The organism is Tumebacillus avium, assembly GCF_002162355.1.
GTDB lineage: Bacteria > Bacillota > Bacilli > Tumebacillales > Tumebacillaceae > Tumebacillus_A > Tumebacillus_A avium.
Window position 1 is genome coordinate 3,474,496 of sequence record NZ_CP021434.1, and the last position, 14,378, is coordinate 3,488,873.

General features: G+C 55.2%; 17 protein-coding genes. All 17 read left to right on the plus strand.

What is annotated here, in order from left to right:
- The first annotated feature begins 21 nt into the window (after positions 1–21).
- The 17 genes from CBW65_RS16980 (at position 22) to CBW65_RS17060 (ending at position 14,363) form a co-directional block, all read left to right on the plus strand.
- Complete coding sequence (locus CBW65_RS16980) at positions 22–1,434, plus strand: flagellar hook-length control protein FliK (RefSeq protein WP_087457818.1); 1,413 nt, start codon at positions 22–24, stop codon at positions 1,432–1,434.
- Positions 1,435–1,448: 14 nt separating this feature from the next.
- A complete protein-coding gene (locus tag CBW65_RS16985; RefSeq protein ID WP_087457819.1) occupies positions 1,449–1,859 on the plus strand; it encodes a flagellar hook capping FlgD N-terminal domain-containing protein in 411 nt (136 codons plus the stop codon).
- A gap of 23 nt (positions 1,860–1,882) precedes the next feature.
- Positions 1,883–2,278 (plus strand): TIGR02530 family flagellar biosynthesis protein, encoded by a 396-nt coding sequence (locus tag CBW65_RS16990; protein ID WP_198299641.1) that lies wholly within the window; start codon positions 1,883–1,885, stop codon positions 2,276–2,278.
- Between the two features lie 78 nt (positions 2,279–2,356).
- Complete coding sequence (flgG, locus tag CBW65_RS16995; RefSeq protein ID WP_087457820.1) at positions 2,357–3,166, plus strand: flagellar basal body rod protein FlgG; 810 nt, start codon at positions 2,357–2,359, stop codon at positions 3,164–3,166.
- 21 nt (positions 3,167–3,187) lie between these two features.
- The gene (locus CBW65_RS17000; protein WP_087457821.1) at positions 3,188–3,418 is read left to right on the plus strand and encodes a flagellar FlbD family protein; all 231 of its coding nucleotides are present in this window, start codon (positions 3,188–3,190) and stop codon (positions 3,416–3,418) included.
- Complete coding sequence (locus tag CBW65_RS17005; protein WP_087457822.1) at positions 3,408–3,848, plus strand: flagellar basal body-associated FliL family protein; 441 nt, start codon at positions 3,408–3,410, stop codon at positions 3,846–3,848. Before CBW65_RS17000 ends, CBW65_RS17005 begins: the two co-directional genes overlap by 11 nt.
- Positions 3,849–3,880: 32 nt before the next feature.
- A complete protein-coding gene (gene fliM, locus CBW65_RS17010; RefSeq protein WP_087457823.1) occupies positions 3,881–4,885 on the plus strand; it encodes a flagellar motor switch protein FliM in 1,005 nt (334 codons plus the stop codon).
- Positions 4,878–6,197 (plus strand): flagellar motor switch phosphatase FliY, encoded by a 1,320-nt coding sequence (gene fliY / locus CBW65_RS17015; protein ID WP_087457824.1) that lies wholly within the window; start codon positions 4,878–4,880, stop codon positions 6,195–6,197. The genes fliM and fliY overlap by 8 nt, the downstream gene beginning before the upstream one ends.
- Before the next feature lie 18 nt (positions 6,198–6,215).
- Positions 6,216–6,578 carry a response regulator gene (locus CBW65_RS17020; RefSeq protein WP_087457825.1) on the plus strand — a complete coding sequence of 121 codons (363 nt, stop codon included), beginning with the start codon at positions 6,216–6,218 and terminating at the stop codon, positions 6,576–6,578.
- Between the two features lie 143 nt (positions 6,579–6,721).
- Positions 6,722–7,243 carry a flagellar biosynthetic protein FliO gene (locus CBW65_RS17025; protein ID WP_157722010.1) on the plus strand — a complete coding sequence of 174 codons (522 nt, stop codon included), beginning with the start codon at positions 6,722–6,724 and terminating at the stop codon, positions 7,241–7,243.
- Positions 7,240–8,004 carry a flagellar type III secretion system pore protein FliP gene (fliP, locus tag CBW65_RS17030; protein WP_087457827.1) on the plus strand — a complete coding sequence of 255 codons (765 nt, stop codon included), beginning with the start codon at positions 7,240–7,242 and terminating at the stop codon, positions 8,002–8,004. The genes CBW65_RS17025 and fliP overlap by 4 nt, the downstream gene beginning before the upstream one ends.
- Before the next feature lie 20 nt (positions 8,005–8,024).
- Positions 8,025–8,294, plus strand: a complete 270-nt coding sequence (gene fliQ / locus CBW65_RS17035) for a flagellar biosynthesis protein FliQ (protein ID WP_087457828.1) — start codon at positions 8,025–8,027, stop codon at positions 8,292–8,294.
- A gap of 16 nt (positions 8,295–8,310) precedes the next feature.
- Entirely contained in the window at positions 8,311–9,099 is a 789-nt protein-coding gene (gene fliR, locus CBW65_RS17040; RefSeq protein WP_087457829.1) for a flagellar biosynthetic protein FliR, read from the plus strand.
- A 3-nt stretch (positions 9,100–9,102) separates the two neighbouring features.
- Positions 9,103–10,179, plus strand: a complete 1,077-nt coding sequence (gene flhB, locus CBW65_RS17045; protein ID WP_087457830.1) for a flagellar biosynthesis protein FlhB — start codon at positions 9,103–9,105, stop codon at positions 10,177–10,179.
- 17 nt (positions 10,180–10,196) lie between these two features.
- Positions 10,197–12,230, plus strand: a complete 2,034-nt coding sequence (flhA, locus tag CBW65_RS17050) for a flagellar biosynthesis protein FlhA (RefSeq protein WP_087457831.1) — start codon at positions 10,197–10,199, stop codon at positions 12,228–12,230.
- On the plus strand, positions 12,230–13,495 hold the full coding sequence (gene flhF, locus CBW65_RS17055; RefSeq protein WP_087457832.1) for a flagellar biosynthesis GTPase FlhF: 1,266 nt from the start codon (positions 12,230–12,232) through the stop codon (positions 13,493–13,495). The genes flhA and flhF overlap by 1 nt, the downstream gene beginning before the upstream one ends.
- Positions 13,488–14,363: a MinD/ParA family protein gene (locus CBW65_RS17060; RefSeq protein WP_087457833.1), complete on the plus strand. Its 876-nt coding sequence runs from the start codon at positions 13,488–13,490 to the stop codon at positions 14,361–14,363. The genes flhF and CBW65_RS17060 overlap by 8 nt, the downstream gene beginning before the upstream one ends.
- Positions 14,364–14,378: the final 15 nt, after the last annotated feature.

The following is a 14,378-nucleotide window of genomic DNA, read 5'->3' on the forward strand; positions in this document are numbered from 1 at the left end:
CAGCGAAAGGAGGTGACAGAGATGGAAATGGCGATTGGAAATACAAGTGTGGCCACAGCAACTGCAGGCGCGGGGAAAACAACGACCGCAGGCGTGAAGTCCGAACCTCAAGGTGCGTTTGGTCTGCTCTTGCAGGCAGCAGGCTTGTCCCAACCAGCAGCAGGCACCGAAGAAGGCGCTGTCGATCAGGAAGATCTGATGGCCGCTTTGGCGGCGCTCGCAGGAGGCTTGTCCCCGCTGCTTCTGGCCGCTCTGAACCAGCCGGAAATCACGGCGGAAGGCACAGAGCAAGGACTGACCTTGACCGTGCAAACGGAACAAGGCGCCGTGTCGCTTTTGCTGAAAGACCTGCCGCTGAACAACTCCGAACTTGCTGCGGTCTTACAGGAATTCGGCGCAGCACCGGAACTTTTGACTGTCTTGTCTAAAGAGCCGCAAGGAAATCCGATCGAAACGTTAAAACTGCATCCGCAACTGATGCCGGAGCTTGGAAACGCGCTGACCCAGATGGTGCAGACGCTGACCGCCGCACCGCAGCTGATGGTGCAGGAAACGCATACGGCCGTGCTTTTTCAAAGCTTGATGCAATCGGTGCAGATCGAGACGGTGCAGGAAAAGCAAACGGCTGCAACCGGTGAGGAAGGGGCAGATCTCGCAGTGCCGGCGAAAGGCAACAGCTTGCTTGGCAAACTGCAGGCGACGATGTCGATGCACACGCTGCAAGCAGCTTTGACTCTTGCTGAAGCGGCCGTCACATCGCAAGCCCAAACGGCTGAAGGTACCGCGGGAGCCGTGCTTCATGCATCGGCACCGGCAGCAGGCGTCAATGCTGAAGAGCTGGCGTCAGCGGGCAAGCCCGCACCGGATGCTTCGCAGAAAGCTGCGGATGCACAGCCTTCCGCAGGGGTTGCGGTCAACCAGACCTACCAGCAGCTTCCTGAGCGTCATTTGAAGCTGGAGCCGGTCGTCACCATGCGCGCCGATCAATTCCGCTCGGAGTTGACCGCGAACGTGGTCAAACGCGCTACGCTGATCGAAGCGCCGGGCCGCCATGAATTCCGCATCATCCTGGAACCGCAGGGACTGGGGGAAGTGGAAGTGCGCATCCAGTCGGTGAACAAACAGATCTCCGTGCAATTGATCGCCGATTCTCAAGCATCGAAAGGCATGCTCGATTCGGCGCTGGCCGGCCTGAAACTGCAATTGCAGGCACAGGGCATCCAGTATGACCGCATCGAGGTCCAGACCGCTGCGAACAACACCGATTTGGGCTCCGGACTCCCGGAACACCGCGGATCGGGCCAGCAGGCACGCGAGCAGCAGCAAGGCGGACAATCGCGCGTTGCAGCCACTGACACCTTTACTTTGAGCGAAGGTGAAGCAGAGCTTCTTGACCCGCTTTTGAACCCGGACAGCATCGACGTCACCGCGTAGAAGGAGTGGGAACCATGGCAAACAGCATTCAAATTGACAACTCGCACCGCTACGAATCACGCCCGGAAACAACTCCCAAGCGTGAACTCGACCGCGATGCATTCTTGAAAATTCTCGTCACACAGCTGGCGAACCAAGATCCGACGCAGCCGTTGCAAGACCGTGAGTTTATCGCCCAGATGGCGCAGTTCTCCTCGCTTGAGCAGATGAACAAAGTCGCCATTTCCAACCTGCAGGTCGTGCAGATGAACGCGATGACGCTCGGCGCACAGCTGCTCGGCAACACCGTCTCGTATGCAAACGACAATGGGGAGACCGTAACCGGCAAAGTGACAGCAGTCAAGACGGTAGACGGTACAGTCAGAGTGCAGGTGGGCGATGATCTGATCGATCTGAACGCCATCGAGACAGTGCAAGCTGAATAACCTTCGAGCAGGGGGTGGGGAACGTGAGCCAAGAATGGCTTTTGCGGCCGTTGTCGCAACCGATCACTCCGAAGCGGGAGATCGGCACGGGAATCACAAGACCGAAGATACCAGGGGGAAGTTCCTTTCAAGAGGAGCTGAACAAAGTCCTTGCCAAACAGCAGCAGGCGGTCACCTTTTCCGGACATGCTCTTGAGCGCTTGCGGGTGCGTAACATCTCGCTGACGCAAGATGACCTCAACCGGCTGGGAAAAGCGATCGACAAAGTCGCTGCCAAGGGCGGACGCGAATCGCTGGTGGTGTACAAAGACACCGCCTACGTGATCTCGGTGAAGAACCGCACGGTGATCACCGCCGTCGATTCCGCGCATATGAACGACCACGTGTTTACACAGATCGACAGCGCAGTATTTGCTTAAACGGGCCGGACCACAGAGTGGATGCCCCAGAGCCGCCGACCGACAGACGCGGCACACATACCAAGGAGGGAAACTTCGATGCTTCGTTCTATGTACTCCGGCATTTCCGGGATGAGAGGTTTTCAGACCAAGCTTGACGTAATCGGCAACAACATCGCCAACGTAAACACGGCAGGCTTCAAAGCGGGCCGCGTGATGTTCAAGGACATCATGAGCCAGACCCTGCAAGGCGCAGGCGCTCCGACCGCTCCGTTTGGCGGCACCAACGCACAGCAGATCGGTCTGGGCTCGGCGCTTTCCGCGATCGACACCATCATGAACAACGGTGCGGCGCAAGTCACCAACCGTCCGCTCGACTTCGCGATTCAAGGCGAAGGGTTCTTCACGGTCGTCAACGACAACGATGAGACGTTCTACACCCGTTCCGGCAACTTCTACTTTGACAGCGCGGGCTTCCTCGTCAATGGTGACGGCTGGAAAGTGGCTGACTCGAACGGCACGCCGATCGAAGTCACCAACATCGCAGACATCAAGTCTTTCTCCTTTGACTCCAAAGGGATTCTGACCACTGTCGACGGTGCTGGCACGATCACCACGTTTGACCCGATCGGCATGACCAAGTTTGCCAACCCGTCCGGTCTTGAGAAAGTAGGCGGTTCGCTGTTCAAGGAATCTCCGAACTCCGGCGCTCCGACCTTGGCGCCGCCGGGCGATGCAACCGCCGGCACCGGCGTTTTGATGGTTGGCTCGCTGGAAATGTCGAACGTCGACCTGACGAACGAGTTTGCTGAAATGATCGTTGCGCAGCGCGGTTTCCAAGCCAACTCCCGCACGATCACCACAGCGGATGAAATTCTGCAGGAAGTCGTCAACCTCAAGCGCGGTTAAGATCAGAGGTGAGGTGAGCGTATGATCCGAGTCACGAGATTCAACCGTTCCACAGTCTATCTCAACGCAACGCTGATCGAAGCGGTGGAAGCCACACCGGATACGGTGATCTCGTTGATCACCGGGAAGAAATTCGTGGTGGCCGAATCTGTCTCGGAAGTGCTTGATATGATCCAAACATTCTACCGAAACGTCGGGCTTGTCGCCGTGCAAGCCCGACAACTCAACGCGGAGGGAACCGATGTTTCGTAATAAGATGCTCAATATCGTACTCATTCTGATCATCGCAGTAGCCCTGCTTGGCATCGTCGGGATTGTCGCTTACAAAACTGTAATCGTGCCGACTGCCGGTCATGAGGAGGAAAAAGTGCCAACTGCGGCGGAATTATTAGAGAGCCAGATTGAAATCGGTAAAATGACGACCAATCTGGCCGGCGATGCGCTGATTCAGGCGACCATCTCCGTTCAAGGCGACAGCGTGGACACGATGCACGAACTGGAAGAGCGCAAAGCACAGATCAAAGACATCATCAACGCCGTGCTGCATACGACCACTCAAGCAGACATTGAGAAACCGGAAGGCTATCAGGAGTTGAAAGTCCGTCTGGTTCAAGAGATGAACAAAGTGATGCTCGAGGGAAAAGTGACAGACATCTACATCTCCGACATCGTTGTGCAGTAAGACAACCCGGTAGAAAAAGGAGGTGATGACAGATGGCTGAGGTCTTGTCGCAAAGTGAGATTGATGCGCTGTTATCCGCGCTTTCGTCGGGCGAGTTAACAGCGGAAGAGATTCGAAAAGAAGACACCGACCGCAAGATCAAGGTATACGACTTTAAGCGTGCGATGCGCTTCTCGAAAGATCATATTCGAAGCATCACGCGGATTTTTGAAAACTTTGCGCGGCTGCTCACGACATATTTTTCTGCTCAACTGCGCACGTTTGTGCACATTTCGGTCGTGTCTGTCGATCAATTGCCTTATGAAGAATTCATTCGCTCCATTTCCAAAATGACGATTTTGAACGTATTTAACTGCGCGCCTCTGGAAGGGAAATTCGTCATGGAAGTCAACCCGAACATCGCCTACGCGATGCTCGACCGTCTGCTGGGCGGTCCGGGTCAAGGCACGGATGAACTGCGCGATCTGACCGAGATTGAAATGACGATCATGGAGCGCGTGTTCGGCCGGGCGCTGGACAACTTCCAAGAAGCGTGGAAGGCGGTCGCCGACCTCGATACGGCGGTCGATCATCTTGAGGTCAACCCCCAGTTCCTGCAGCTCGTTTCACCTAACGAAACGGTTGCCGTCGTCTCCTTGTCGACGAAGATCGGGGAAACGACCGGGATGATCAACATCTGTATGCCGCATGTGGTATTGGAGCCGATCATTCCGAAGCTGTCCGCCCACTATTGGATGGGCAGCATGAAGAGCTCCAAAGATTACAGCGAAGATTGGGAGGCCATCCGTCAGAGCCTCGGTCAAACGCAAGTGCCTCTGGCCGCGGAACTGGGGAATTCCACAATCTCCGTTGGCGAATTTCTCTCGCTTGGTGTAGGCGACGTCATCGCCTTGCATCAGGATGTCAACGCCAAAATTCAGCTTCGCATCGGCAACCGTGTGAAATTTTACGGACAGCCGGGCACTGCACGCGGCAAGGTGGCCGTGCAGATTTCGCAAGCAATAGAGGATGATGAAGGAGTGGGCGCAGATGAATAGAGATGTTTTGTCGCAGCAGGAAATCGATGCCCTCCTCAGACAGAGTGATGGAGACAGCATGGGCTCGAGTGATTTAAAAGTTTCCGATTATCTGTCGGACTTTGAGATGGACGCATTGGGTGAAGTCGGGAACATCTCGTTTGGCACCGCGGCAACCGCGCTTTCCACTCTGTTGCGCCAGAAGGTGGACATCACGACGCCGAAAGTGTCTGTCGTCGCACGCGACCAGTTGAACCACGACTTCCCGTTGCCGCACGTGGCGATCAAAGTCAGCTACACCGATGGATTCGTCGGCGCAAACGTCCTGGCGATTCGCGTGGAAGACGCGCAGGTGATCGCAGACTTGATGATGGGCGGCGACGGCAAGTCCGCGCCGGCCGAACTCAACGAACTGCACCTGTCTGCGGTGGCCGAAGCGATGAACCAGATGATGGGCTCCGCTTCGACTTCGATGTCGACGATCTTCGACATGATGGTTAACATCACCCCGCCGGATGTCGATGTGATGGACTTTGACAAACGGCAGTCGGTCAACCTGTTCCCGAATGATGAAGTGTTGATCAAGATCTCCTTCCGTCTGATCGTAGGCGACCTGATCGACTCGCATATCATGCAGCTGGTGCCGGTCTCGTTTGCCAAAGACATGATCAACAAGCTGACGGGCGGCATTGGTGAAGAACCGGCTCCGGCCGCACCTGCGCCGGAACCTGTCCGCGCTGAAGCGCCGACGCCGCAGCCTGCCCCGCAGGCCGCAGCTCCGATGCCGGAGCCGCAAGCAGCAGCGCCGATGCATCCGGGATATCCGACGCAGCAGCCGATGTACGAGCAGCCTGCGCATGCGTATCCGCCGCAGCCGATGTATGCGGAGCACCCGCCCGCGCCGTATCCGCCGCAGTACCCGCCGCAATATCCGCCTTACGGATATCCGCCGCATGGCTACGGACATGCCGAAGCTGCCGCAGCGCAAGCGCCGCAGCGCCCGATGCCGAGCGTCAATGTGCAGCCGGTGCAATTCGCATCGTTTGATGAAGGTGCCGGAGCGGGCGGACAGCAGAGCAATCTCGATCTGCTGCTCGATGTGCCGCTTACGATTACCGTGGAACTGGGACGTACCAAGAAGCTGATCAAAGACATCTTGGAACTCGTTCCGGGCTCGATCGTTCAGCTGGATAAGCTGGCGGGCGATCCGGTCGATATCATGGTAAATAATAAGCTGGTCGCAAAAGGAGAAGTTGTGGTCATTGACGAAAACTTTGGTGTACGGGTAACTGACATCATCAGTCCGTCTGAGCGAGTTCGCAAATTACAGTAATTAGGGGGAAACTAAAAGATGTCTCATAAAATCCTGATCGTAGACGATGCAGCATTTATGCGAATGATGATTAAAGAGATTCTCACCAAAAACGGATATACCGTTGTAGGGGAAGCGCAAGACGGGGTACAAGCGGTGGAGAAATACAAAGAGCTGCGCCCTGATCTGGTGACGATGGACATCACGATGCCGGAAATGGACGGCATTCACGCACTGAAAGAAATCCGCGGTTTCGATCCGAACGCGAAGATCATCATGTGCTCCGCAATGGGTCAGCAGGCGATGGTTATCGACGCGATCCAAGCAGGCGCGAAGGACTTTATCGTCAAACCATTCCAAGCGGATCGTGTAGTCGAAGCGATCAAGAAAACGCTGAGCTAATTTTTCCCTTGCGTCAACAAAACAGAAAGGGTGGGGTCATGCGACCGAAACTACGTAGACTTGTTGCCTGGTCAGTTGCTGCGGGAGCCCTCTGGTTATCGTCCCCCCCTCGCGTGTTGGCGGTTGAGAACAATGTGGAGGACATGCTGAAGAAAGACGCGCCGGCCACGAATTTTGATGTGGCAGCAGGCGACGGCGGGTCGATGATCTGGTCAATCGTGCAGTTGTTTTTTGCGCTGGGGATTATTATCGCCATCATCTATCTGCTGATTCGCTTCCTTTCCACGCGCACCAACCTCTCACGCGGCAATGTGATTCAACCGCTCGGAGCGCATACGCTTGCGTCCAACCGCTCTGTGCATGTGATCGCTTTGCAGGATAAAGTGTATGTGATCGGTGTGGGGGACAACGTCACACTGCTCGATACGATTGAAGATGCAGAGCAGATTGAACAGCTGAAAGATTCAACGCAGCAGGCAGCCGGGCCGATGTCCGGCACTCCTGGACTGACCGATTTGATCGGTCGTTTGCGCAAGAAACAAGAGCCGCAAGCGGAAGAGTTACAGGTATCCGACCTGTCGTTTGATGCAGCGCTGCGCGAGAAGTTAAACTCGCTCAAAGAACAGCGCACTTCGGCTGTACAACCGGAGGATGACAAGCGATGAAAAAACTCCAAGTCTTCCTGCTGGTCATCGTTGCTTTGTTTACGTTCGCTTTGGGGACGGAGCCTGCGCATGCGCAGCAGAGTATCGTGATTCCGGGGATCGATATCGGAGTCTCGACAGCTGACGATCCGGAGTCTGTCTCCACAAGCTTACAGATCATCATGATGCTGACGGTGCTGTCATTAGCTCCGTCGATCCTGATTCTGATGACGTGTTTCACCCGTATCGTAATCGTGCTGTCATTTGTCCGCAACGCGCTGGCGCTGCAGCAGATGCCGCCGACTCAGGTCTTAATCGGACTTGCTTTATTTATGACCCTATTCGTTATGTATCCAACCTTACAGCAAATCAATGATGACGCTTTGCAACCTTATTTGAACGGTACAATGTCTCAAACGGTAGCATTGGAGCAGGCTGCAACACCACTTAAGCATTTTATGGCCAAACAGACCCGGGAGCAGGATTTGAAGCTGTTTTTAGACTTCCGCGATCAGCCGATGCCCGCCACGGTGGAAGAGATACCGATCTCCACGCTGGTGCCGGCCTACACGATCTCGGAGCTGAAAACGGCGTTTCAGATCGGTTTCATGATCTTCATTCCGTTTTTGATCATCGACATGGTCGTCGCGAGCGTCCTGATGTCGATGGGGATGATGATGCTGCCGCCGGTCATGATTTCGATGCCGTTTAAGATCCTGCTGTTTGTCTTGGTTGACGGTTGGTACCTCGTCGTGAAGTCACTGTTGATCGGCTACCAGTAAACGGAAAGGAAGATGAAAGATTGAGCGCGGACTTTATCATCTCACTTGGACAAAACGCGATCTGGACGCTGCTCATGATTTGCGCTCCGTTGCTAGGCATCGGGCTTCTGGTCGGTTTGGTGGTTTCGATTTTTCAGGCGACCACTCAAATTCAGGAGCAGTCGTTGCAGTTTATCCCGAAGCTGATCGCCACGTTTGTTGCAATGGTCGTCTTTGGACCGTGGATGCTGTCGCTGATTTTGGACTTCACGAGGAATATTTTTGGAAATTTAAACTCGTTTATCGGATAGAAGGGGTGACATCTACATGTTAGGTCTCGTTGTTAACTATGTAGAAGTGTTCACCCTTGTCTTAGTTCGGATTTCGAGTTTTTTCTTCCTCACCCCGTTTTTTGGTGCAAGAAACATTCCGGCCCCGGTGAAAATCGGGCTCGCCTTCATGATTGCGCTGCTGATGACCCCGGCTTTGACGGGGACGGAGGCTGGGCAATTGTATGCAGGAGCCGGTTTCGCACAGCTGTTTCTGATCATCTTGAAGGAAATGATGGTCGGGGTCACACTGGCGATGGTCGCGGCGTTTATCTTTGCGGCGATTCAGGTTGGCGGGATGTTTATCGATATGCAGATCGGGTTTGCGATGGCAAACGTATTTGACCCGTTGACGGGCCACTCGGCACCGCTCACCGGTCAGTTCAAATATGCGCTTGCCATGTTGCTGTTTCTTGGATTGGATGGACATCACGGGTTGCTGGCGGCGCTGTTGCAAAGCTACAATTTCTTGCCGCTTGGCTCATTTGCATTCTCAGGTGACTTGTTGTCCGTTGTGATGCAAACGTTCTCCGTCATGTTTTTGCTCGGCTTTAAGATCGCCATTCCGATCGTAGCGGCTTTGTTCCTCACCGATGTCGGCTTGGCGATTCTGTCTCGGGCGGTCCCGCAGATGAACGTGTTTGTCATCGGGATGCCGGTCAAAGTGCTGGTTGGCATGGTGATGGTCGTCGTGGTGATGCCGGCCTTTGTCTATCTTCTCCGGGGGCTGTTCCAGACCATGTACGGTCAGTTGGATACGCTCCTGCGAGTCGTGGGGGGCAGCTAATAGATGATTTGTTTAGACCTCCAGTTGTTTGCCGGTGAAAAAACGGAAAAAGCGACACCTAAGAAACGGCAGGATGCCAGACAGAAAGGGCAGGTCGCCCGCAGCCAGGAATTTGGCCAGGCGATCGTGCTGTTGATCGGTCTGTTTTGCCTGAAGCTGATGTCCGGCACGTTCCTGACTGAATTGGTCGAACAGTTCCGGGTCCGGCTGTCCGGCGGGCTGTCGTATCAACTGTCCGAGCAGACGATCGCGCCGCTGTTTTTAGATTTGACGCTGACGGTCGCGATGCTCGTGCTGCCGATCGGCGGGGCGGTCATGGTCATCGGAGGATTTGTCGCCTATTTTCAGGTTGGCTCTCTGTTTACGATGAAGCCGCTGATGCCTGACATCAAAAAGATCGACCCGATCCAAGGGTTTAAACGCATGTTCTCCATGCGCACGTTCGTTGAACTGCTCAAGTCGCTTTTGAAGATGACGATCGTATCGGTCATCGTCTATCTGGAACTGATGAGCGACTGGAAACGCGTGTCGCAGCTCGGCTCGATGGAAGTGCTCGACATGCTGTCGGTCGTCGGCAGTCTGGCCTTTGATATCTTCTGGAAAGTTGGGGTTGCCATCCTCGTCCTCGCGATCTTTGACCTGTTTTATCAGCGCTTCGATTTTGAAAAAAATCTGCGCATGTCGAAGCAGGAAGTCAAAGAGGAGTACAAGCAGACTGAGGGCAGCCCGGAGATCAAAGGGAAGATCAAAGAGCGCCAGCGCCAGATGGCGATGCGCCGCATGATGGCCGATGTGCCGCAGGCGGATGTCGTCATCACCAACCCGACGCACTATGCGATCGCCATCAAATATGACGCCGAGAAGATGGAAGCGCCGCAAGTCGTCGCCAAAGGGATCGATGAAACGGCGCAGCGCATCAAGAAGGTGGCCAAAGAGGCCAATGTCGTGATGGTTGAGAACCGTCCGCTGGCGCAAACGCTTTACAAAACGGTTGAGATCGGGGAATCGGTTCCCGGCGAGCTGTTCCAGGCCGTTGCGGAAGTGCTCGCCTACGTCTACCGCCTGAAAGGTAAAGTGTAAGGAAAGGAGTGACCAAGTTGAAGCTTAAAGATCTCGGCGTAATCGGAGCAGTCATCGGAATCGTCATCATGATGGTCATTCCTATGCCGACCCCTTTACTCGACTTTCTGATCATCATCAACTTAAGCATTGCGCTGACGATTTTGCTCGTCGCGATGAACACCAAAGAACCGCTGCAGTTTGCGATTTTCCCATCGTTGCTGCTTTTGACCACGATGTTTCGACTCTCACTGAACGTTTCCTCCACCCGTGCCATCCTCTCAAAAGGGGAAGCGGGTAACGTCATTCACACGTTTGGCACGTTCGTAATCGGCGGCAACGCTGTCGTCGGGATCATCGTGTTTTTGATTCTTGTCATCATTCAGTTTATCGTCATCACCAAAGGTTCGGAGCGCGTGGCAGAAGTCGCAGCGCGCTTTACGCTCGATGCGATGCCGGGAAAACAGATCTCGATCGACGCTGACTTGAACGCCGGCCTGATCACCGAGAAGGAAGCGAAAGACAAGCGCCAGAAGATCGAGCGCGAAGCAGACTTCTACGGAGCGATGGACGGTGCGTCCAAGTTTGTCAAAGGGGATGCGATCGCAGGTATCATCATCGTCGTGATCAACATCGTAGCCGGTTTCATCATCGGGGTTGCGATGCGCGGCGAATCGGCTGCAGAAGCCATGCAGACCTACACGATTCTTTCGGTCGGCGACGGTCTGGTCTCCCAGATTCCGGCCCTGCTGATCTCGACGGCGACCGGTCTTGTCGTCACCCGTGCCGCTTCTGACGGCAATCTGAGCGACGATTTGATCCGCCAATTGCTCGCGTACCCGCGCATGCTGTACATCGTAGCCGGGGTGATCGCGATGCTTGGGCTGTTTACGCCGATCGGTGTGCTCAGCACGTGGCCGATCGCTGGCCTGATGGTCTTTGGCGGCATCCGAATGCAGCGCACGATGCAAATGGAAGAGCTGCGCGAAACGGAGCGCGAAGAAGAAGTCAAGCAAGACGAAGTTCGTTCGCCGGAAAGCGTTCTGTCGCTGATCCATGTTGATCCGATCGAGTTTGAATTCGGCTATGCGCTGATTCCGCTCGCCGACGTCAACCAGGGCGGAGATTTGCTGGACCGCGTGATCATGATTCGCCGCCAATGCGCGATCGAGATGGGCTTGATCGTGCCGGTGATTCGCATCCGCGACAACATCCAGCTGCGTCCGAACGAATATGTGATCAAAATCAAAGGCAACGAAGTCGCGCGCGGCGAACTGCTGCTCGACCATTACCTCGCGATGAGCCCGGGTGTGGACGACGAATCGGTCGTCGGCATCCCGACCAAAGAGCCGGCGTTTGGCTTGCCGGCGCTGTGGATCGCCGAAAACATGCGGGAGAGCGCCGAGTTTGCCGGCTACACGGTGGTGGATCCGCCGTCGGTTGTGGCGACCCACTTGACCGAAGTGATCCGCACCCATGCCAGCGAACTGCTGGGCCGTCAGGAAACCAAGCAGCTCATCGACTCGCTGCGCGAGAACTACCCGGCGCTGGTCGAAGAAGTCGTGCCGTCGCAGCTGTCGATCGGCGAAGTGCAAAAGGTGCTCGTCAACCTGTTGCGCGAGAAGATCTCCATTCGCGATCTCGTCTCGATCGTCGAATCGCTGGCCGACTACTGCCAATACACCAAAGACCCGGATATCCTCACCGAATATGTGCGCACGGCGCTGGCTCGTCAAATCACGAACCAATACCGCACCCCGCACGGTCCGGTGAAAGTGATCACCCTGGCACCGACGGTGGAAAAAATGGTGGTCGACAACATTCAAAATTCCGAGCACGGGGCCTACCTGGCGCTCGATCCGCGCGTCTCCCAGCAGGTGTATCAAAAGCTGGCTGAGCAAGTCCAGGGGCTGGTCGCGATGGGGCATTCCCCGATCCTGATCACGTCCCCGAACATTCGCATGCATGTGCGCAAACTGATCGAGCGCGTGCTGCCCGATGTGGCAGTGCTGTCGTTTAACGAATTGGATGCAACGGTTGAAGTGCAAAGCGGAGGGGTGGTGAATCTGTAATGTTAGTCAAGCGTTATGTGGTCAAAGAGATGCCGGAAGCGGTAGCGATGATTCGCGAAGACCTCGGGATCGATGCTGTGATCCTGTCCACGAAAAAAGTGCAAAAGCGCGGTTTTCTCGGTCTGTTTCCGAAAACGCACATCGAAGTGATCGCCGCAGCCAACGAACAGGAGACGCCTGCTGAGCCAAAAGCGCAGCAGTATCATGCCCGTCCGGCCGCTGCGAACGCCTACCAACGCCAGATCGGGCAGCCGGCCGCCGAGCCGGCGCCTCCCGCACCTGAACAGGCTCCTGCTCCGGCACCGGTTCAGAACAGTGTTCCGACACCTGCAGTGACACCTGCTGTAACGCCTCCAGCAACACCTGTACCCGCCCCTGCTGCAGAAGATGGGGAGAAAGTCCTCAGAGAAGTACAGGAGTTGCGCACGATGTTCCGCAGCCTGCTTAACTCGTCCTACAATCAGTTAATGCCGGAAGCGATCGTCAACGTTCGCAAGCAACTGCTCAAAAGTGATCTCTCCGAAGAAGCGGTTGACGAACTAATTGAACGCGGAATTCGAAATATTGATGGGGTTCATGAAATAAGCGAGCAGGAATTTCGGGGCATTTTGACAAACTTTATTAGAGAGGATTTAGATCGCTATAGTCCTCCATCTCAAATTAGTTTAAAATCAAAGGTAGTTGCGTTTATTGGACCGACCGGAGTCGGCAAAACGACGACCATCGCCAAGCTCGCGGCGGAGCAAGTGCTTTCGCGCGGCAAGAAGGTAGGCCTGATCACCACCGATACCTATCGAATCGCCGCCGTAGAACAGCTGCGCACCTACGCGAACATTTTGGGCATACCGCTTGAGGTGTGTTACGCACCGGAAGACATCAAGCGGGCGATGAGCGCATACGCCGACTACGATCTGATTCTGATCGATACGGCGGGGCGCAACTATCACAATCTGCTCAATGTACGGCAGCTCAACACCTACCTTGAGGAGATCCAGCCGGACGAGACCTACCTGGTGCTTTCGCTGACCACCAAAGCTTCCGATCTGGAAGAGATCGCGGGCAACTTTACGCAGGTGCGGGCCGACAAGTTTTTGTTCACCAAGTCGGACGAGACCAAGACGTATGGCGCGGTCTACAACCTTGTCACCCGCTACAAGAAGCCGTTGTCGTACCTTGCGACCGGGCAGAACGTGCCGGAGGACATCGAAGCGGTGTCGACCGAACGGCTGGCCAGACTGCTGACAGGAGACATTTCCTATGAATGACCAGGCAGAGCGTCTGCGTTCGATGGTCGCACAGTCTCGTCAGGAAGAAACGCCAGCCAAAAACACCCGCGTCATCACCATCACCAGCGGCAAAGGCGGCGTGGGCAAGTCGAACTTCACGCTGAACTACGCGCTGGGGTTGGCGCAGCAAGGAAAACGGGTAGTCATTCTCGATGCGGACGTCGGTTTTGGCAACATCGACGTGTTGATGGGGGTCACACCGAAAAAGACCCTGGCCGATTTGATTCGCAAGGAGGCCACGCTCAAGGACATCCTCGAAACAGGACCAAGCGATATCAAATTCATTGCGGGCGGTTCTGGCTTTCAAGATCTGCTCGATATTAAGCCTGAACAATATGAGTACCTCTTGGAACAGCTTGGCGAACTGCAAGGATATGCCGATTATGTGCTGATCGACACCGGTGCGGGACTGAATGCGCAGACGCTGCAACTGATTTTGGCGTCAGACGATGTGTATGTGGTGCTGACACCGGAACCGACCGCCATCACAGACGCATATGCGCTGATCAAGATGGTGGTCACCCGCGAACCGGGCACCCGCCTCCAACTGGTGATCAACCGGGCACAGTCCGTGCCGGAAGGGAAGGAGACAGCCGAGAAGATTCGGCTGGTGGCCGAGCGTTTCCTCGGGGTTGAGGTTCCCACGCTGTGCGTGCTGCTCGACGACCCGAACGTCACGAAATCGGTCAGACGGCAAGTGCCGTTTCTGCTCGCTTATCCAAACGGACTGGCCTCGATGTGCATCGGCAATGTCGTGTCCGCGCAGATCAAAGGCGAAGTTGCCAGAGATTTATCGACTAAAGGAATGAAACAGTTTTTGCATCGAATGGTTCGGCTGTTTCAATAGTACCCAGAATTGAGG

Bases quoted from the DNA above. Each gene is read 5' to 3' on its own strand.
- CBW65_RS16980 (WP_087457818.1), top strand. From the start codon at position 22: ATGGAAATGGCGATTGGAAATACAAGTGTGGCCACAGCAACTGCAGGC.
- CBW65_RS16985 (WP_087457819.1), top strand. From the start codon at position 1,449: ATGGCAAACAGCATTCAAATTGACAACTCGCACCGCTACGAATCACGC.
- flgG (WP_087457820.1), top strand. From the start codon at position 2,357: ATGCTTCGTTCTATGTACTCCGGCATTTCCGGGATGAGAGGTTTTCAG.
- CBW65_RS17000 (WP_087457821.1), top strand. From the start codon at position 3,188: ATGATCCGAGTCACGAGATTCAACCGTTCCACAGTCTATCTCAACGCA.
- CBW65_RS17005 (WP_087457822.1), top strand. From the start codon at position 3,408: ATGTTTCGTAATAAGATGCTCAATATCGTACTCATTCTGATCATCGCA.
- fliM (WP_087457823.1), top strand. From the start codon at position 3,881: ATGGCTGAGGTCTTGTCGCAAAGTGAGATTGATGCGCTGTTATCCGCG.
- fliY (WP_087457824.1), top strand. From the start codon at position 4,878: ATGAATAGAGATGTTTTGTCGCAGCAGGAAATCGATGCCCTCCTCAGA.
- CBW65_RS17020 (WP_087457825.1), top strand. From the start codon at position 6,216: ATGTCTCATAAAATCCTGATCGTAGACGATGCAGCATTTATGCGAATG.
- CBW65_RS17025 (WP_157722010.1), top strand. From the start codon at position 6,722: ATGCTGAAGAAAGACGCGCCGGCCACGAATTTTGATGTGGCAGCAGGC.
- fliP (WP_087457827.1), top strand. From the start codon at position 7,240: ATGAAAAAACTCCAAGTCTTCCTGCTGGTCATCGTTGCTTTGTTTACG.
- fliR (WP_087457829.1), top strand. From the start codon at position 8,311: ATGTTAGGTCTCGTTGTTAACTATGTAGAAGTGTTCACCCTTGTCTTA.
- flhB (WP_087457830.1), top strand. From the start codon at position 9,103: ATGATTTGTTTAGACCTCCAGTTGTTTGCCGGTGAAAAAACGGAAAAA.
- flhF (WP_087457832.1), top strand. From the start codon at position 12,230: ATGTTAGTCAAGCGTTATGTGGTCAAAGAGATGCCGGAAGCGGTAGCG.
- CBW65_RS17060 (WP_087457833.1), top strand. From the start codon at position 13,488: ATGAATGACCAGGCAGAGCGTCTGCGTTCGATGGTCGCACAGTCTCGT.